This is a genomic window from Roseibium sp. ROS1, from assembly GCF_054658215.1.
In genome coordinates, this window is the sequence record NZ_BAAGIG010000001.1 from 1,746,726 (window position 1) to 1,765,167 (window position 18,442).

General features: G+C 59.6%; 14 protein-coding genes. 12 read left to right on the forward strand and 2 right to left on the reverse strand.

Features of this window, described 5'->3' with window-relative positions:
* Positions 1–2 precede the first annotated feature (2 nt).
* Both ACYQ6M_RS08010 and ACYQ6M_RS08015 read right to left on the reverse strand, forming a co-directional pair.
* Positions 3–1,415, reverse strand: a complete 1,413-nt coding sequence (locus ACYQ6M_RS08010; RefSeq protein ID WP_460073122.1) for an AtzE family amidohydrolase — start codon at positions 1,413–1,415, stop codon at positions 3–5.
* Complete coding sequence (locus tag ACYQ6M_RS08015) at positions 1,412–1,597, reverse strand: DUF4089 domain-containing protein (protein ID WP_200863770.1); 186 nt, start codon at positions 1,595–1,597, stop codon at positions 1,412–1,414. Before ACYQ6M_RS08015 ends, ACYQ6M_RS08010 begins: the two co-directional genes overlap by 4 nt.
* 206 nt (positions 1,598–1,803) lie before the next feature.
* Here ACYQ6M_RS08015 and ACYQ6M_RS08020 point away from each other — a divergent pair, with 206 nt between their 5' ends.
* From ACYQ6M_RS08020 to cysG, 12 genes are all read left to right on the forward strand, one after another.
* The gene (locus tag ACYQ6M_RS08020) at positions 1,804–2,391 is read left to right on the forward strand and encodes an ANTAR domain-containing response regulator (protein ID WP_023001117.1); all 588 of its coding nucleotides are present in this window, start codon (positions 1,804–1,806) and stop codon (positions 2,389–2,391) included.
* A gap of 60 nt (positions 2,392–2,451) precedes the next feature.
* Entirely contained in the window at positions 2,452–3,561 is a 1,110-nt protein-coding gene (locus ACYQ6M_RS08025; RefSeq protein ID WP_460073125.1) for a CmpA/NrtA family ABC transporter substrate-binding protein, read from the forward strand.
* 365 nt (positions 3,562–3,926) lie between these two features.
* Positions 3,927–5,327, forward strand: a complete 1,401-nt coding sequence (locus tag ACYQ6M_RS08030) for a CmpA/NrtA family ABC transporter substrate-binding protein (RefSeq protein WP_023001119.1) — start codon at positions 3,927–3,929, stop codon at positions 5,325–5,327.
* Between the two features lie 91 nt (positions 5,328–5,418).
* Positions 5,419–6,501 carry an ABC transporter permease gene (locus ACYQ6M_RS08035; RefSeq protein WP_460073127.1) on the forward strand — a complete coding sequence of 361 codons (1,083 nt, stop codon included), beginning with the start codon at positions 5,419–5,421 and terminating at the stop codon, positions 6,499–6,501.
* Between the two features lie 10 nt (positions 6,502–6,511).
* Positions 6,512–8,272, forward strand: a complete 1,761-nt coding sequence (locus ACYQ6M_RS08040) for an ABC transporter ATP-binding protein (RefSeq protein WP_460073129.1) — start codon at positions 6,512–6,514, stop codon at positions 8,270–8,272.
* 17 nt (positions 8,273–8,289) lie between these two features.
* Positions 8,290–10,743, forward strand: a complete 2,454-nt coding sequence (gene nirB, locus ACYQ6M_RS08045) for a nitrite reductase large subunit NirB (protein WP_460073131.1) — start codon at positions 8,290–8,292, stop codon at positions 10,741–10,743.
* The gene (gene nirD, locus ACYQ6M_RS08050) at positions 10,740–11,081 is read left to right on the forward strand and encodes a nitrite reductase small subunit NirD (RefSeq protein WP_023001123.1); all 342 of its coding nucleotides are present in this window, start codon (positions 10,740–10,742) and stop codon (positions 11,079–11,081) included. The genes nirB and nirD overlap by 4 nt, the downstream gene beginning before the upstream one ends.
* A gap of 31 nt (positions 11,082–11,112) precedes the next feature.
* Positions 11,113–11,958 (forward strand): formate/nitrite transporter family protein, encoded by an 846-nt coding sequence (locus ACYQ6M_RS08055; protein WP_460073133.1) that lies wholly within the window; start codon positions 11,113–11,115, stop codon positions 11,956–11,958.
* A 63-nt stretch (positions 11,959–12,021) separates the two neighbouring features.
* Positions 12,022–13,755 carry a protein kinase domain-containing protein gene (locus tag ACYQ6M_RS08060; protein WP_460073208.1) on the forward strand — a complete coding sequence of 578 codons (1,734 nt, stop codon included), beginning with the start codon at positions 12,022–12,024 and terminating at the stop codon, positions 13,753–13,755.
* A 9-nt stretch (positions 13,756–13,764) separates the two neighbouring features.
* Positions 13,765–14,214, forward strand: coding sequence for a cyanase (cynS, locus tag ACYQ6M_RS08065; RefSeq protein WP_297835207.1), 450 nt, complete (start codon positions 13,765–13,767; stop codon positions 14,212–14,214).
* A gap of 22 nt (positions 14,215–14,236) precedes the next feature.
* On the forward strand, positions 14,237–16,918 hold the full coding sequence (locus ACYQ6M_RS08070; protein ID WP_460073136.1) for a nitrate reductase: 2,682 nt from the start codon (positions 14,237–14,239) through the stop codon (positions 16,916–16,918).
* Positions 16,890–18,437 carry a siroheme synthase CysG gene (gene cysG / locus ACYQ6M_RS08075; protein WP_460073138.1) on the forward strand — a complete coding sequence of 516 codons (1,548 nt, stop codon included), beginning with the start codon at positions 16,890–16,892 and terminating at the stop codon, positions 18,435–18,437. Before ACYQ6M_RS08070 ends, cysG begins: the two co-directional genes overlap by 29 nt.
* Positions 18,438–18,442 lie beyond the last annotated feature (5 nt).

Consider the following 18,442-nt stretch of genomic DNA (forward strand, 5'->3'; position numbering starts at 1 on the left):
CTTCAGGCCGTCAAATTGGCGACGGGCGCGCGGCAGATACCTGTCTGTTCCAGGTGGTGAGCGACACGAAGCGCCAGATCCTCGCGCCAGGCAGGGGCGATCACCTGAACACCGATCGGCAATGTCGCCCCTTCCAGCCAGACCGGTACCGTCACCGCGGGAAGGCCGATGAAGGAGATTGGCTGGGTAAACAGGCCGATGTTGGGACGGGCCGGCATGGTTTCACCGCCGATCGTGAAGGTCTTGGTACCTGACGGCAGGGCCGGGAAGGGGGTGGCCGGGGCCAGAAGAACATCGACATTCTCGAAGATCTTGCGGAAGAGGTCGCGAAACCAGCTCCGGAAGCGCTGAGCCTGCTGGACCCAGATTGCCGGTACCATGGTTCCCGCCAGGAAGCGGTCACGCGTTTCCGGGTCAAAGTCCTGCGGCCGTTCCAGGATGCGGCCGAGATGCAGGGTAGAGCCTTCGGCCGCCGTGATGACATAGGCCGCGGCACGGGCCCGGGCAGCTTCCGGAATGTCAATCTCAAGGCTTGCCCCAAGCGCCTTGGCGACAAGATCCACTGCATTCAGGGCGTCCGGCAGGGCCTTGTCGCGGAAATAGCCACCTGCCACGGCAATGCGCAGCGGGCCGATATCTTCCTGCAGCCGGTTATGGGTCTCGATTTCCGGATGGTTTGCCTGGGCCGGGTCCGCGGGGTCGTGGCCCTGCAGGACGTCAAAGATCAGGGCAAGATCTTCTGCCGATCGTGTGAGTGGGCCCAGGTGATCGAGACTGCCGACAAACGGATATGTGCCTGCACGGCTGAGACGGCCATAGGTCGGTTTCAAGCCGAACAGGCCGCAGAACGAGGCCGGCACGCGGATGGAGCCATTGGTATCGGAGCCCATTGCCAGCGGCACCATTCCGGCAGCCGTTGCCGCGGCAGATCCGGAGGAAGAGCCCCCGGTCATATGACCCGTATCATGAGGATTGCGGCAGATGCCGTCGTGCGCGCTCTCGCCGGTAAAATCATAGGCGTATTCGCCCATGTGGGTCGCGCCGACCAGAACTGCGCCAGCGTCTTTCAGCTTGCGGACCAAAGTCGCATCGGCAGAAGCAGGCGGGTTTTCGCGATTGATCTTCGCGCCGGCGCGGGTTGTCAGGCCTTCGACATCATACAGGTTCTTGACCGCATATGGCACACCGGCGAGTGGCAGTGTTCGGCCCTCTGTAATCGCGTCATCGACAGCGCGCGCTTCAAGAAGTGCACGCTCCCCCAGAACGTCGGTAAAGGCGTTGACCGTCGGATTGAGACGTTCAATGGTCTCGAGAGATGCGTAGGCAACTTCCAGAGCCTTGATGTCGCCGCTGTTGACGGCTGTGGCCGTCTGAGCCGCGGAGCGGGTGTTCAGTTTGCTGTTGTCCTGGCTCATGGAACAAAGACCGGTGCGGCTTCGGCGTGGTCTTCCAGCGGAAAATCCAGGACGGCTTCGGCAGCTTTCTCGATCGCGGCAATATGCATTTCCACAACAGGGCGCCAATCTTCTTCGATCGTCAGCCCCAACATCTTTTCCATGTGGGCCACATGCGCCTTCGGCTCAAACGTGTCCGCCATCCCGCTTTCCTTCATCCTGAATTTTCCCGGTGCATCATTCTAAGGCTGTGGGGTTCTGTCCAGAGGAGAAATCTTCTTTTGGTTCCCGTCTTTCGCAAGTCCGGTTTCACGCGCTCCAGGGTCACTTCAGAATGTCTCCACAGGACAGCGTTGTTGCGGCGCAGCATTTTTGTTGCATAAAAAATAGCCCTGCGCATAATGGCGGCATGAGCGGCGGGCTTTCCATTCTGGTTATAGATGACAACAAGATCCGTGCCTCGATCATCGAGCAGGGATTGCACGATGCCGGGCACGATAGGGTCATTCTTGTTCACCAGATGGAAGGTCTGGTTCGTCAGATCGCCGACATCAATCCGGATGTGATTGTCATCGATCTGGAAAACCCGAATCGCGACCAGCTGGAACACATGTTTCAGGTGTCGCGTGCGGTACGGCGACCGATTGCAATGTTCGTCGACAAGTCGGACAGCCATTCCATAGAGGCCGCCGTCGATGCGGGGGTGTCGGCCTATATCGTCGACGGGCTCAAGCGGGAGCGGGTCAAATCGATCCTAGACATGGCGATCAGCCGCTTTCGCGCGTTTTCCAGGCTGACAGAGGAGCTGGAGGAAGTGCGCTCTGAACTTGCAGACCGGAAAACCATCGATCGGGCCAAGGGCATCTTGATGAAGTCGAAGGGGCTCAGCGAGCAGGAGGCCTATGACCTGTTGCGCCGTACGGCCATGAACCAGAGCCGGAAGATCATTGATGTGGCGCAGAGCCTGGTGATCGCCAGCGGACTTCTGGGAGACTGACGCGATGACAACAAAAAACACCGAGTGGGGAGAAGCGGCCAACCAGGGGACTGGAGGATCATGGATACGAACTTGAAGCCTGTCATTGCCGGATTTATCCCGCTTCTGGACAGTGCCGTTGTCGTGGCGGCTGCCGAACTCGGTTTTGCCGAGCAGGAAGGCATTGCGCTGAAGCTGATCCGCGAAACATCCTGGGCCAATATTCGAGACAGAATTTCGGTCGGTCATTTCGACGTGGCGCATATGCTCGCCCCGATGCCGATTGCATCCAGCCTCAACCTGACCAGTCTTGCCGTGCCCATGCTGGCGCCCATGCTTCTGGGGCTAGGTGGCAACGCAATTACGGTTTCCAACGCACTCTGGGCGGACATGTCGGCTGTCGGAGCCGATCCGGAAGGCGACCCGACGTCGACCGGTGCGGCGCTCGCGCGGGTGATTGCCGACCAGCAGGAGGCGGATGCGCCGCTGCTTCATTTCGGGGTTGTGCACCCATTTTCAGGCCATGCCTATGAATTGCGCTATTGGCTCGCCGCCGCCGGAATTGATCCGGACCGGGATGTCGAGATTACCGTACTGGCTCCGCAGGTCATGGCGGATGCCCTGGCCGCCGGCCAGCTCGATGGATATTGCGTTGGCGAACCCTGGAACACGGCTGCAGTCGACGCGGGAACGGGGCGCATTGCAACCTACAAACAGGCCATCTGGCCGGACAGTCCGGAAAAAGTGCTGGGCGTGACGCGCAAATGGGCCGAAGCCAACCCGGAAACGCTGGCTGCGCTGATGCGTGCCTTTTCGGCAGCCGCCGACTGGTGTGCCGATCCGAAGAACAATGCCGAGCTGGCCGACATGCTCGCAAGGCCCGACCTACTGGCTTGCCCCGCTGAAATCTGCCTAGTAGCGCTATCGGGCCGCGTCAGGCTCGGCCCGGTCTCGGTGAAGAACGTTCCGGACTTCCTGACCTTCTCGGGTGGGCTCAAGGCGGCGCCAATGCCGGTTCATGGCAAATGGTTCTACGAGCAGATGGTTCGCTGGGGGCAGGTGGAGCGTTCGCGAGAGGCGGAAAGCGAAGTTGAAAAGGTCTTTTCTCCGACCGCCTATCTGGAGGCTCTGGAGCTGACCGGCGAAGCGACAGACATGACCATCGAAATGTTTGACGGCGCCCGTTTTTGACTTCCGAGACAGCTCGCCTGGCGCCGGGGCAGTCTGGTTGCGTTGCACAAAATTCGTTCAGTTGCCTGCAAGCTTCGATGATCAAATATGCAGCTTGAGCATATGGTCAAAATTTTCACAAAGAATAAGTATCTGTAAATAAAGAGAAAAGCCAATTTCTTCAAATTGGCACAGTTCGTGCTTTTAAGCAGGTGAGGCCGACGCTGGCCTACCAGATATCGCACCCACTGCCGGGTGCACAGGCAAAGCCGCCGATCTGAACCGCATGGGAATTCCTCCCGTCATGCGGTTCGGTCGGCGGCTTTTTTATTGCTCCTGTGCCCGGCTGAAGAGGGCGCAGGACGAACGAGGGACAGGACGCGACAATGAAAAAGACCCTGAATATTACCCGCCGGACCGCATTTGGCGCCCTGATGGCAGCCACGGCACTTGTGTCCGCATCCAGCGCCTATGCCGAGATGCTGGATGTCGAAAAGGACGAACTCACCTTCGGCTTCATCAAGCTGACGGACATGGCTCCGCTCGCGGTTGCCTATGAGCTCGGCTATTTCGAAGAAGAAGGCCTTTTCGTCACCCTGGAGCCGCAGGCCAACTGGAAGGTTCTGCTCGACCGGGTCATCACGGGCGAACTGGATGGGGCGCACATGCTGGCCGGACAGCCGCTGGCGGCCACCATCGGTTTCGGCACGAAGGCACACATCGTGACGCCGTTCTCCATGGATCTCAACGGCAACGGCATCACCGTTTCCAACGAGATCTTCGAGATGATGAAGCCGCACCTGGAAATGCAGGACGACGGCAAGCCGGTTCACCCGATCAAGGCAACCGCCTTGAAGCCGGTCGTCGACAAGTTCAAGTCCGAAGGCAAGCCGTTCAACATGGGCATGGTCTTCCCCGTCTCCACCCATAACTACGAACTGCGCTACTGGCTGGCATCCGGTGATATCAACCCGGGCTTCTATTCCAGTTCGGATATCTCCGGCCAGATCCAGGCAGACGCTCTGCTGTCGGTCACTCCGCCTCCGCAGATGCCTTCAACGCTGGAGGCCGGCACCATCTATGGCTATTGCGTCGGCGAACCCTGGAACCAGCAGGCAGTCTTCAAGGGCATCGGCGTTCCGGTCATCACCGATTACGAGATCTGGAAGAACAATCCGGAGAAGGTCTTCGGTCTGACGCAGGAATTTACCGAAGAATATCCGAACACCACGCTTGCGCTTACCAAGGCGTTGATCCGCGCGGCCAAGTGGCTGGACGAGAACGACAACGCCAATCGTATGGAAGCCGTCGAGATCCTGTCCCGCTCGGAGTATGTCGGTGCGGACGCTGAAGTGATCGCCAACTCCATGACCGGCACCTTCGAGTATGAGAAGGGCGACAAGCGAGACGTTCCCGACTTCAACGTCTTCTACCGCTACTTCGCGACCTATCCCTACTATTCCGATGCCGTCTGGTACCTGACCCAGATGCGCCGCTGGGGGCAGATTTCCGAGTACAAACCCGACAGCTGGTACGACGAAGTCGCGCGGTCGGTCTATCGCCCGGACATCTATCTGAAAGCCGCAGAAATGCTGGTCGAGGAAGGGCATGTGGCCAAGGAAGACTTCCCCTGGGAAACGGACGGCTACCGCGCTCCGACCCCGTCGGCGGACATCATCGACGGCATTCCCTACGACGGCAAGCAGCCGAACGCCTACATCGACAGCCTTCCGATCGGCCTGAAAGGCAAGCAGGTGGTCGACGGCAACCAGGTCGTGGGCGGCTGAACTTCCCCAAACTTGAGCGGCGGTCTGCAGCCCCGCCGCTCGTTTTTCTCATTCGACACGAACCGACAGAATTCGAACAAGGATTGACGACATGGCCAATGCCGATACCGCAGGCAGTCAGGACCTTGCCCGTGCCGCACGCCGGGAAAAGCTCTTCACACGGATCAACAAGGCCGCCGGCTGGCTGGATGCGCTTGGCCTTTCCTGGACCGTGCCGCTCCTGAAAATTGCCGCAGGCGACAGCCCGAAGGAGCAGCTGGGGGAACTCAAACGCGTTCTCGTGATTCCTCTCCTGGGCATCATCGCCTTTCTCGTCCTCTGGGGAGCGCTGGCGCCCCAGGTACAGACATCACTGGGCGCAGTTCCCGGGCCTGCTGCCGTCTGGACCCAGGCGGTCAACCTCTGGGACGATCATGAGCGCGAGCGTGACAAGGCCGCTGCCTTCTACGATCGCCAGGAACAACGCAACGCCAAATACCAAGCTGAAGGCAAGACCGACAAGATCAAGTGGCGCGACTATACCGGCAAGCCGACCTATATCGACCAGATTGGCACCTCGCTGAAAACCGTCGGCCTCGGCTTTTTGATCGCAACGCTGATTGCCGTGCCGCTTGGCATTGCCTCTGGTCTGTCGCGCTCCTTCAACGGCGCAATCAATCCACTGATCCAGATCTTCAAGCCGGTGTCGCCGCTGGCATGGTTGCCAATCGTCACGATGATCGTGTCGGCAACCTATGCCGATCCTGTCGACTGGCTGTCTAAATCCCTGTTGATCTCCGCCGTCACCGTGACCCTTTGCTCCATGTGGCCGACCCTGATCAACACCGCGCTGGGTGTGGCCTCGGTCGACAAGGACCTGATGAATGTCGGCCGTGTTCTGCAGCTGCCGACCTGGAAGACCGTTACCAAGCTGGTTCTGCCGTCCTCTCTGCCACTGATCTTCACCGGGCTGCGCCTGTCGCTGGGTGTGGGCTGGATGGTGCTTATTGCGGCGGAAATGCTGGCGCAGAACCCGGGGCTTGGAAAATTCGTCTGGGACGAATTCCAGAACGGTTCTTCCCAGTCGCTCGCAAAGATCATGGTCGCTGTCCTGACCATCGGCATCATCGGCTTCATGCTCGACCGGCTGATGTTTGCCCTGCAGCGCGCCTTCACATTCTCGGCCAATCGCTAAGGAGACGGATATGTCCTTTCTGGAAATTTCCGGCGTCTCCAAATCCTATGGCGAAAATGCCACCCGGACGGATGTGCTGGACGATATCAATCTGAAAGTGGAAGAGGGCGAGTTCATTGCCATCGTCGGGTTTTCCGGCACCGGCAAGACCACGCTGATCTCCCTGCTGGCCGGTCTCATCGAGCCGGACAAGGGCGGCATCATCTTCAAGAACAAGGAAATTGACGGGCCGCACCAGGATCGGGGCGTCGTGTTCCAGTCCTATTCGCTGATGCCGTGGTTGTCGGTGTTCGGCAATGTGGCACTGGCCGTCGACAGCGTTTTCAAGAAGAAGAGCGCCGCAGAGCGCAAGGCGATCTGCGACAAGTACATCGAGATGGTCGGTCTGGGGCACGCCAGGGACCGCAAGCCGTCGGAACTTTCCGGTGGCATGCGTCAGCGCGTTGCCGTGGCACGGGCACTTGCCATGCAGCCGGAACTTCTGCTGCTGGACGAGCCGTTGTCCGCTCTTGATGCCCTGACCCGCGCGAAGCTGCAGGACGAATTCGCCGCGATCTGCGACGAAGAGAAGAAGACCATCGTTCTCATCACAAACGATGTCGATGAGGCGATCCTTCTCGCAGACCGGATCATACCCCTGAAACCCGGCACACCGGCAACGCTCGGTCCGGAGTTCAAGGTGCCGTTTCAGCGGCCGCGCGATCGCGGTGAACTCAATCACGATGACGACTTCATTCGGCTGCGTGCCGAAGTCACCGAATACCTGATGGAAGCAGGTGCCGAGCGTGGGGCTGATCTGGAGCGGGAAATCGTTCTGCCGGACATCGTTCCGATTACTCAGCGTCCGAAGCCTGCCGACAAGCTTCCGGTAGCCTATGAGCGGGCATCGGATTCCGCGGTTCAGGACCGTTATCTCGACTTCTCTCAGCTGAAGAAGGTCTATCCGACTCCGAAGGGGCCGCTGACGGTCGTCGACGGTTTCGATCTGAAAATGAAGAAGGGCGAGTTCATCACCCTGATCGGCCATTCGGGCTGCGGAAAGTCGACGGTCCTGTCCATGGTGGCCGGCCTCAACAAGATCACCGAAGGTGCCATCGTACTGGACGGCACTCATGTGACGCAGGCCGGTCCGGACCGTGCCGTCGTTTTCCAGGCACCGAGCCTGATGCCCTGGCTGACAGCTTACGAGAATGTCGAGCTTGGGGTCGACAAGGTCTATCCGGATGCGTCCAGGGCCGAAAAGCGGGACGTGATTGAATACTACCTCGGCAAGGTCGGTCTGTCGGACGCCATGCAAAAGGCTGCTTCGGAGCTTTCCAACGGCATGAAGCAACGCGTCGGCATTGCACGGGCCTTTGCCCTGTCGCCGAAGCTTCTGCTACTGGACGAACCCTTCGGCATGCTCGACAGCCTGACCCGCTGGGAGTTGCAGGACGTCCTGATGGATGTCTGGAAACGCACCCAGGTGACGGCTGTCTGCGTCACGCATGATGTCGATGAGGCCATCTTGCTCGCCGACCGGGTGGTGATGATGTCGAACGGGCCCAATGCCCGCATCGGCAACATCATGGAAGTGGACCTGCCACGCCCGAGGTCGCGCAAGGAATTGCTCGCCCACCCGGATTACTACGCCTACCGCGAGGAGCTTCTGGACTTCCTGGAAGCCTATGAGGGCGGCGCGGACCCGAGCGAAGACCAGTTGAAATCCATTCAGGAAAAGCGGGCCGCACGGATGGCCCGTCAAACCGCGGCGGCCGAAGCAGCCGAATGAAAGTCTGGAGAAAAGCCATGACAAAACAGAAACTTGTCATCGTCGGCAACGGCATGGCACCCGGGCGGATGCTCGAAAACCTGTTCGAAAAAGACAGGGATGCATATGACGTCACGATTTTCAATGCAGAGCCGCGGGTCAACTACAACAGGCTGATGCTGTCGCCCGTGCTGTCAGGCGAGAAGTCATACGAGGACATCATCACCCATGGCGACAACTGGTATGCCGAACATGGCGTGACGCTTCACAAGGGAGCACGGGTTGCCGAGATCGACCGGGACGCCAAAACGGTGACCTCGGAAAACGGCGTTACCGCCTCTTACGACAAGCTGGTGATCGCCACGGGATCTTCCCCCTTCATCATTCCGCTTCCTGGAAAGGATCTGGACGGGGTTCTGACCTATCGCGATCTGGACGATGTGGAAAAAATGCTGGATGCCGCCAAACGGGGCGGACGTGCCGTCGTCATCGGCGGGGGGCTCCTGGGTCTTGAAGCGGCAGCCGGTCTCAAGATGCAGGGTATGGACGTAACTGTTCTGCACCTGATGCCGACCCTGATGGAACGCCAGCTCGACCCGGCTGCGGGGTTCCTGCTCGAAGCGGAATTCAAACGCCGCGGCATCGACGTGCGCACTAAGGCAAACAGCCATGAAATCCTGGGTGATGATGCCGGCAAGGTGAGGGGCATCCGCCTTGACGACGGCACCGAGATCGAAGCCTCGATCATCGTCATGGCCGTCGGCATCCGCCCGTCGGCCGACCTTGCCAGGGCGGTCGGGCTTGACGTCAATCGCGGTGTGCTGGTTGGCGATGACATGCGCACCAGCGATGCGGACATCTTCTCGCTCGGGGAATGCGCCGAACACCGTGGCATGTGTTACGGGCTTGTCGCGCCGCTTTATGAAATGGCGGGTGTGATTGCCGACAATCTGCTTGGTGCCTCATCCGAATACACGGGCTCGGTCACCGCGACCAAGCTCAAGGTGACAGGTGTCGATCTCTATTCGGCAGGCGATTTTTCCGAAGGCGACGACCGGGAAGAGATCGTGCTGCGCGATGCGTCGGCAGGCGTCTATAAACGCATCGTCCTGAAAGACAACAAGATCGTCGGTGCCGTCCTTTACGGTGAGACTTCCGACGGCCCGTGGTTCTTCGACCTTCTCAAAAAAGGTACCGACGTCTCGGACATGCGCGAGACGCTGATCTTTGGTCAGGCTTACCAGGGAGGGTCCCCGCTGGACCCTACGGCGGCCGTTGCAGCCTTGCCGGATGATGCGGAAATCTGCGGCTGCAACGGCGTATGCAAGGGCAAGATCGTTACGACGATCAAGGAGAAGGGCCTGACGACCCTGGACGGTGTTCGGGCCCACACAAAGGCCTCGAACTCCTGCGGCACCTGCACGGGGCTGGTCGAGCAACTGATGCAGGTGACCTTGGGCGATGCCTATAACCCGGCGGCCGTAACGCCGATGTGTGGTTGCACGCACCTGGGCCATGACGAGGTCCGCCGCCTGATCAAGTCCAAGGAGCTGAAATCCATTCCGGCAGTGATGCAGGAACTGGAATGGACCACCTCCGGCGGCTGTGCCAAGTGCCGGCCGGCGCTCAACTACTATCTGGTCTCCGATTGGCCGGATGAATATGCGGATGATTACCAGTCCCGTTTCATCAACGAGCGTGTCCACGCCAACATCCAGAAGGACGGCACCTATTCGGTGGTCCCGCGCATGTGGGGCGGGATGACCTCTTCCAAGGAACTGCGGGCGATTGCCGATGTGGTCGACAAGTTCAACATTCCGGCGGTGAAATGCACCGGTGGCCAGCGCATCGACATGCTTGGCATCAGGAAGGAAGACCTGCCGGCAGTCTGGGCGGACCTCGGCAAGGCCGGGTTCGTTTCCGGGCAGGCCTACGCCAAGGGTCTGAGAACGGTGAAGACCTGCGTCGGGACGGACTGGTGCCGCTTCGGCACGCAGGATTCCACCGGTCTCGGCATCAAGCTGGAAAAGTTCATGTGGGGCTCATGGACCCCGGCGAAGTTGAAGATGGCGGTCTCCGGCTGCCCGCGAAACTGCGCGGAAGCAACTTGCAAGGATATCGGCATCATCTGCGTCGACAGCGGTTACGAGATCCATTTCGCCGGAGCTGCCGGTCTTGACATCAAGGGCACGGAAGTTCTGGGCCTGGTGAAGACCGAGAATGAGGCGATCGAGCATGTTGCTGCGCTCACCCAGATGTACCGCGAGCAGGGCCACTACCTGGAGCGGATCTACAAGTGGGCGAAACGCATAGGTCTGGAGGAGATCCGTCGCCAGATCATGGACGATAAGGCGATGCGCGTAGCGTATTTCGACCGTTTCGTCTTCTCCCAGAAATTCGCCCAGGTCGACCCATGGTCGGAGCGTGTCTCCGGCAAGGACAAGCATGAATTCAAGCCGATGGCTGTTCTGACGAAGGAGGCTGCCGAATGACTGCCGACATCCGTAACTGGGTCCATATCGGCACCCTTGAAGACATTCCTAGGGAGGGAGCGCGGTGCGTGAAGAATGGCGACATGACCATCGCCATCTTCCGCACCGCCAAAGACGACGTCTTTGCGCTGGAAGACAAGTGTCCGCACAAGAACGGGCCTCTCAGTCAGGGCATTGTGCATGACGGATGTGTGACCTGCCCGTTGCACAACTGGGTGATCTCCCTGGAAACGGGAGCCGCGCAAGGAGCTGACGAAGGCCGCACAGCGGCTTTCCCCGTCCGGCTGGAGGATGGCCGGATCCTTGTCGACCTTTCCTATTCCCACGAAGCCGTCTGACCGGCCGAGCACTCTCGCGAAAGGAATTCAGATGTCATATGTAACGCCACAGGAATTTGCCACCAAGATGATCGACGCCGGTGAAGCGAAGATCTTTATGTCCACAAAGGACACGCTCATCCGGGCCTATATGGCAGGCGCCATCCTTGCCCTTGCCGCCGCCTTCGCCGTGACCATCGCCGTCAATACCGGCAATTTCCTGGTCGCCTCGATCCTGTTCCCGGTCGGCTTCTGCATGCTCTATCTGCTGGGCTTCGACCTTCTGACGGGCGTGTTCACGCTGGCGCCGCTGGCCGTGATCGCTAAACGTCCGGGCTGCACCTGGGGCGGTGTGTTCCGGAACTGGGGCCTGGTCTTTACCGGCAACTTTGCAGGTGCCCTGACGACGGCGGTGTTCATGGCGATCATCTTCACCATGGGTTTCAGCCAGGAACCGAACGCCGTCGGTCAGAAGATTGGCCAGATCGGTGAAACCCGGACGCTCGGCTATGCCGCCGCCGGCTGGGCGGGACTGCTGACAGTCTTTATCCGCGCAGTGATGTGCAACTGGATGGTTTCAACCGGTGTTGTCGCCGCGATGATGTCGAACTCTGTCTCCGGCAAGATCATGGCGATGTGGATGCCGATCCTGGTGTTCTTCTATCTCGGCTTCGAGCATTCCATCGTGAACATGTTCCTGTTCCCCTCCGGCATCATGCTGGGCGGTGACTTCACCTGGTTCGACTACTTTGCCTACAACGAAATTCCGGTTGTTGTCGGCAATCTGGTCGGCGGGCTGACCTTCGTCGGCGGCATGATCTACGCCACCCATTACAAGACGTCGCCGTCCCGCAAGGCAGGCTACGAAAAGGCGCCGATCGCAGCGCCAGCCGAATAAGTGTGAAGCTCCGCCGTCACCGGCGGCGGAGCGTCTTTTCCGGAGGATCGTTTTCCCGTGCTGATGCAAGTCCGTCATACCACCTTGAGCGTCGAAACCGGCCAGCATTCGTCTGCCGGACGGAAAGCCCTGAACCAGGACTTTCATGGCGTCATGGTGCCGGACGGCCCGGCCCTGGTGCACAAGGGCATCGCACTTGCTGTCGCGGACGGCATTTCCTCCAGTCCGGTTGCGCATGTCGCAGCCGAAACGGCCGTTAAATCCTTTCTCTCCGATTACTATTGCACCTCTGAAGCCTGGACAGTGAAGACCTCTGCCGTCCGGGTGATCTCTGCCGCCAATTCCTGGCTATTCAGCCAGACGAAACAGGCCGACGATCTCGACAGGGGCCATGTCTGCACCTTTTCTGCCCTGGTCCTGAAGGGGAGCAAGGCTCATCTCTTTCACGTCGGTGACAGCCGCATCTGGCGTCTTTCCGGCCAGAGCCTGGAACAGCTGACGGAAGACCACACTGTCCGGATTTCCGAACACGAGAGTTATCTCGGCAGGGCTCTGGGGGTCGGGCAATCCGTCGATATCGATTATGCCGTGTTCAATCTTCGTCCGGGCGATCTGTTTGTCCTCACAACGGATGGCGTCCATGGTTTCTTGCGCGCGAAGGACATGGCTGACGCCGTTCTGGCTGGCGAAGCTCTCGATCAGACAGCCAGGACACTTGTCGAAAAGGCGCTGGCTGCAGGCAGCGACGATAATCTGACCGTTCAGGTCGTGCGGGTTATCGACATCGCGGAACCCGGTGCAGATGATCTCCTGAACGGGGAAGGCACCTTGCCACCGGCGGCGCTGCCGAAGGTGCCTGGCACCCATGAAGGGTTCCGATTGATGCGCGGTCTGCACGCCACCAGCCGCAGCCACATATATCTGGCGGAAAACGAAGAAACCGGCGAACCGGTGGCGCTCAAGTTTCCGTCGCTCGATTTGCGCGAAGAGGAAGACTATCTGCGCCGGTTCGCGCTGGAGGAGTGGGTTGCCCGCCGGATTTCATCGCCGCATGTGTTGAAGGCTTCCACCTATCCACAAGGCCGGCAGACGCTTTTTCTGGCAACGGAATTTGTCGAAGGCCAGACGCTTCGCCAGTGGATGATCGACAATCCTCACCCCAGCCTTGAGACCGTGCGCGGGATTCTGGAGCAGGTGGCCAGGGGATTGATGGCCTTCCACCGCAAGGAAATGGTCCATCAGGACCTGCGGCCGGAAAACATCATGATCGACACGTCCGGCACGGTGAAAATCATCGATTTCGGGTCGGTGCGGATCGCCGGCGTGATGGAAGCCGCCCCTTCGCTCGACAAGGGTGAGATCCTCGGCACCCACCAATATACCGCGCCAGAGGTGTTTCTCGGCTACCTCGGGACCGAGTACAGCGACCAGTTTTCGCTCGGTGTGATTGCCTATGAAATGCTGACCGGGCGTTTGCCTTATGGTGCGGCCGTTGCCAGGGCAACGAGTGAGCGGGCTCAGGCTGCGCTGCGCTATCGCAGTGCGACAGCTGTCACGGAACGGGTTCCGGACTGGGTCGATGGTGCGCTTTGCCGCGCGGTTCATCCTGTGCCGGGCAAGCGCTACGAAGCGCTGAGCGCCTTCCTGGAAGATCTTCGCCGCCCGAACCCGGACTTCAGTTCAGATCGTTTTGTCCCTCTGGCGGAACGGGATCCGGTCCGTTTCTGGCAGATCGTCTCTGCTGTTCTCGCGGTGCTCTGCGCCATCCTCTTGTTTCAACTCTTCGGTAATACATAGGAGATTTTCATGTCCGCTCTTACCCGCGAAGACGTTACCAGCATGATCCTGTCGGCGAAGCGCCAGGCGGGGCTCACATGGGAAGGCATTGCCGAAGCGATCAGCATGTCGCCTGTCTGGACCCATTCGGCGGCCATGGGCATGAACGCCATGCCGGAAGACAAGGCAAAGGCAATCACGGAGACACTCGGTCTGCCGCAGGAAGCGGCTCTGGTACTGCAGGAGAGCCCTACAAAGATCTGGTCGCAGACTGTGCCGACGGATCCGTGCATCTACCGTCTTTATGAAATCGTCGGTGTCTACGGCCCGACAATCAAGGCTTTGATCCATGAGAAATTCGGCGACGGCATCATGTCCGCCATCGATTTCGACATGTCGGTAACCCGTGTCGAGAACCCCAAGGGAGACCGGGTGAAGATCGAGATGTCGGGCAAATACCTTGGCTACAACGCCTGGTAAATCAAGAACCGGGATTGATGGCATGACCGAACAAGAAAAAACAATCCGGACCACCTGTCCCTATTGCGGTGTCGGCTGCGGCGTCCTCGCGACCCGGCACCCGGACGGGACGGTGACTGTTGCAGGTGACCCCAAGCACCCATCCAATTTCGGTCGGCTGTGTTCCAAGGGGTCGGCCCTTGGAGAAACGCTTTCGCTGGATGACAGACTGCTCTATCCGGAAATCGACGGCGAACGCGCCAACTGGAATGACGCGCTCGATCTTGTCGCGCGCAACTTTCAGGATGCCATTCGGGAACATGGACCAGATAGCGTTGCGTTTTATGTGTCCGGCCAGATCCTGACAGAAGACTATTACGTCGCCAACAAACTGATGAAAGGGTTCATCGGTTCGGCGAATATCGACACCAATTCCCGTCTTTGCATGGCATCTTCGGTTGCCGGGCACCGGAGGGCATTCGGCTCGGACACGGTTCCGGGAACCTATGAAGATCTTGAACTGGCAGATCTTGTTGTGCTGGTCGGCTCCAATCTCGCCTGGTGTCATCCGGTCCTGTTCCAGCGTCTCGAAGCGGCCAAGGCTGCAAATCCGGCGTTGCGGGTGGTCGTGGTGGACCCGCGCAAGACAGCGACCTGCGCCATCGCCGATCTGCACCTGCAATTGAAGCCCGACACGGACGTTGCCCTTTTCAACGGTCTGCTCGCCTTCCTGGCTGAGGCGTCTGTCGTGAATGAAAGCTATGTCAATCGGTTCACGGAAGGCCTTGAAAAGGCAGTCGAAGCTGCAGGACCTTGTGAAATTGGCCAGATAGCCGAAAAGACCGGCCTGTCACGTCAGGATATCGCACTCTTCTACAAGATGTTTGCCCGGACGGAAAAGACGGTCACCGTCTATAGCCAGGGTGTCAACCAGTCAGTCGTCGGGACTGACAAGGTCAATTCCATCGTCAACACACATCTTGCAACAGGAAGGATCGGAAAGCCCGGCATGGGTCCTTTTTCCGTCACGGGTCAGCCGAACGCCATGGGAGGCCGGGAAGTCGGCGGATTGGCCAATATGCTCGCCGGCCACATGGCTTTGGAAAATGCCGAGCACCGCGGGATCGTACAGGACTTCTGGCAAAGCCCGGTCGTGGCTGATCGGTCAGGCTTGAAAGCTGTTGAGCTTTTCAAGGCCGTGCGGGAAGGCCGGATCAAGGCGCTCTGGATCATGGCGACAAGCCCGGTAGACAGTCTGCCGGATGCAGATGGCGTGGCAGAAGCCCTTGAAACATGCCCCTTTGTAGTTGTTTCGGAAGTGACGCGGGCGGCCGACACGGTTTCCTATGCGAACGTGTTGCTGCCTGCAGCTGCCTGGGGTGAAAAGGACGGTACGGTTACCAATTCCGAGCGCCGCATATCGAGACAGCGTGCGTTCCTGGATTTTCCCGGTGAGGTTCGCCCCGACTGGTGGCACCTGAGCGAAGTCGCAAGGCGAATGGGCTTTACCGGGGCCTTTTCCTATGAAGGGTCTGCGGCGATTTTCCGAGAGCATGCGGAGCTTTCCGGTTATCGGAACGAAGGCAGCCGGGATTTCGATATCGGTTCTTATCGGGACGTGTCCGATGCCGATTTCGATGCCATGGAGCCCTTTCAGTGGCCTCAGCCGGCGGGGGCACTACCAGCTGATACGAGGTTCTTTGCTGGCGGAGGATTTTTCACCGAAAGCGGCAAGGGGCAGTTCGTGCCCGTCGTTTTCAAGGCACCGCGGCAAACAGAGCGCCGCTATCCGTTCTCCCTGAATACGGGCCGGATCCGCGATCAGTGGCACACCATGACGCGCACCGGCAAGACGCCGCGCCTGACCGCGCATTTCGCCGAACCTTTTGCTGAACTCAACCCGATCGATGCCGCAAAGCTCGGGATCGACCCGGCAGACCTGGTGACGGTCAAAAGCCCATATGGGGCCGTAATTGTGCGGGCACTCCTGACAGACCGGGTCGCCCCGGGAGAAGTCTTCGTGCCGATGCATTGGACCGACCAGCTTGCATCGAAAGCCCGTATCGATGCGGTCATGGCCCCTGAGACAGACCCGCATTCCGGACAGCCAGGATCCAAGTTCACGCCTGTAGCTGTGACAAAAGCGAAAATGGCCTGGTTCGGTTTTGCCGTCTTGCGCCAGCGACCGGAGAAGATCGCTGCCGACTATTGGGCCCTTGCTCCTGTTCCTGGCGGATACCGGCTTGAGTTCGCGGCGAAAGCCGATGCGGATTTCGCGGAAATCGCAGCTTCGTTGACCTCGTCCAGCAACGAGACGACAGATATATCGGACGGTGCCGCTTGCTGGAGACGTTTGGCCGAGTGGCGGGACGATGTGCTGCAGGCAGCGTTCTTCTTTTCCGCATCCCCGGTGGAAGTCTCGCGCCAATGGGCTTGCGGGCTTCTGGATGAGGGGCCCGTTTCGCCGCAGGAGCGGGCAAGGGTTCTTGCTGGACGGGTGCCGGCAGACAGGCCAGATCCGGGGGCGCTGGTCTGCTCCTGCTTCCAGATCGGCTGCAACCAGATTGCCGAAGCCGCACGTTGCGGTGCGACGAGTGTCAGTGCAATCGGTGAAACACTGAAAGCCGGCACAAATTGCGGCTCCTGCCGCTCGGAAATCCAGACGCTTCTGGATGAAATTGCAAAGGAAAGCCTCGATGATGCCGACATTGCGCAAGCCAGCTGAGGTAAAGCGCCGGAGCCGTCCGGCACGCGTGGGGGCTCTTGCAAGCCTGCCGCTGTTCTTTCCGCTTGAAGGAAGAAAAGTGCTGCTGGCAGGCGGCACGGAAGCCGCTGCCTGGAAGGCGGAGCTGCTGGCCGCTGCCGGGGCAGACGTGCATGTTCATGCACAGGAGCTGGAGCCGGCTTTCGAGGCACTTCTTGTGGCCGGCAGCATCAAGGGACGTTTCATACATCACCGGTCCTGCTGGTCGCAGCAAGACTTCGAAGGCGCAGCCCTTGCGATTGCCGACGCAGAGAGTGACGAAGAAGCCGCAGCGTTTGTTTTGGCCGCGCGACGCATGGGGGTTCCGGTCAATGTGATCGATAACCCCGCGTATTGCGACTTCCAGTTCGGGTCCATCGTCAACCGGTCACCGGTCGTGATCGGTATTTCGACCAATGGGGTCGCGCCGATTCTTGGCCAGGCGATCCGACGGCGGATCGAGACGCTGATGCCTGAAAGTCTGCAAGGATGGGCGCAGCTGGCAAGCCGGTTGCGGGAAAAGACACTTTCCCTACTGGACGCGGGGGCACAGCGGCGCCGGTTCTGGGAGCGGATCTCCGATCTTGCCTTCTCGGGCAAGTCGGCGCCTGAAGAAGAAGAGCATCTCGCCGCAGCACTTCTGGAGGATGCAAGGACGTCTGCCGCAGGCAAAGTCACCCTTGTGGGTGCAGGTCCGGGCGATGCGGAATACCTGACACTGAAAGCCGTGCGTGCGCTGCAATCGGCTGATGTCATTCTCTTCGATGATCTGGTCGATGACGCGGTTCTCGAACTTGCGCGTCGAGAAGCCAGACGGATGCTGGTCGGAAAAAGAGGCGGCCGGGAAAGTTGCCGCCAGGAAGACATCAACGACATGATGGTTTCGCTGGCACGACAGGGCAAACACGTGGTGCGGCTCAAATGCGGTGATCCGATGATCTTCGGACGTGGTGGCGAGGAACTCGACCGTCTTGCTGCCGAAGGCATCCCGGCAACCGTGGTTCCAGGCATTACTGCGGCCTCTGCCATGGCGGCACGCCTGGGCGTTTCCCTGACGCACCGAGACCATGCTCAATCTGTCAGGTTCGTCACCGGCCACTCGCGCAAGGGCGATTTGCCGGAAACCGTAGATTGGCCTGCGCTCACCGATCCAGCCACCACGACTGTTTTCTACATGGGTGCGCGCATGGCCGGCCGTATCAGAGACCGGCTTGTTGCCGAAGGCTTGTCAGCAGAAACCCCCGTCGTTGCCGTTTCGGGAATATCCCGCACCGACGAAAAGCGCTGGTCGGGAACACTGGACGAACTTGAATGCGGTGTCGATTTTCTCGGACTGGAAGGTCCGGTCCTCATCGGAGTGGGGCAGGTCTTCCGGGCAGCAAGCCTTCAGGCCGAGCAAGTTGAAGGATTTGAATTCAATCAGGTCTTTTCTGTGCGAGGGGAAATGGCCGGAGCTGAAAATCGAGGCATTCGGACACTTGGCAAATCTGCAGCTATTTGATTTGT

Bases quoted from the DNA above. Each gene is read 5' to 3' on its own strand.
- nirD (WP_023001123.1), top strand. From the start codon at position 10,740: ATGACTGCCGACATCCGTAACTGGGTCCATATCGGCACCCTTGAAGAC.
- nirB (WP_460073131.1), top strand. From the start codon at position 8,290: ATGACAAAACAGAAACTTGTCATCGTCGGCAACGGCATGGCACCCGGG.
- ACYQ6M_RS08040 (WP_460073129.1), top strand. From the start codon at position 6,512: ATGTCCTTTCTGGAAATTTCCGGCGTCTCCAAATCCTATGGCGAAAAT.
- ACYQ6M_RS08035 (WP_460073127.1), top strand. From the start codon at position 5,419: ATGGCCAATGCCGATACCGCAGGCAGTCAGGACCTTGCCCGTGCCGCA.
- cysG (WP_460073138.1), top strand. From the start codon at position 16,890: ATGATGCCGACATTGCGCAAGCCAGCTGAGGTAAAGCGCCGGAGCCGT.
- ACYQ6M_RS08010 (WP_460073122.1), bottom strand. From the start codon at position 1,415: ATGAGCCAGGACAACAGCAAACTGAACACCCGCTCCGCGGCTCAGACG.
- ACYQ6M_RS08015 (WP_200863770.1), bottom strand. From the start codon at position 1,597: ATGGCGGACACGTTTGAGCCGAAGGCGCATGTGGCCCACATGGAAAAG.
- ACYQ6M_RS08025 (WP_460073125.1), top strand. From the start codon at position 2,452: ATGGATACGAACTTGAAGCCTGTCATTGCCGGATTTATCCCGCTTCTG.
- ACYQ6M_RS08030 (WP_023001119.1), top strand. From the start codon at position 3,927: ATGAAAAAGACCCTGAATATTACCCGCCGGACCGCATTTGGCGCCCTG.
- ACYQ6M_RS08020 (WP_023001117.1), top strand. From the start codon at position 1,804: ATGAGCGGCGGGCTTTCCATTCTGGTTATAGATGACAACAAGATCCGT.
- ACYQ6M_RS08060 (WP_460073208.1), top strand. From the start codon at position 12,022: ATGCAAGTCCGTCATACCACCTTGAGCGTCGAAACCGGCCAGCATTCG.
- cynS (WP_297835207.1), top strand. From the start codon at position 13,765: ATGTCCGCTCTTACCCGCGAAGACGTTACCAGCATGATCCTGTCGGCG.
- ACYQ6M_RS08055 (WP_460073133.1), top strand. From the start codon at position 11,113: ATGTCATATGTAACGCCACAGGAATTTGCCACCAAGATGATCGACGCC.
- ACYQ6M_RS08070 (WP_460073136.1), top strand. From the start codon at position 14,237: ATGACCGAACAAGAAAAAACAATCCGGACCACCTGTCCCTATTGCGGT.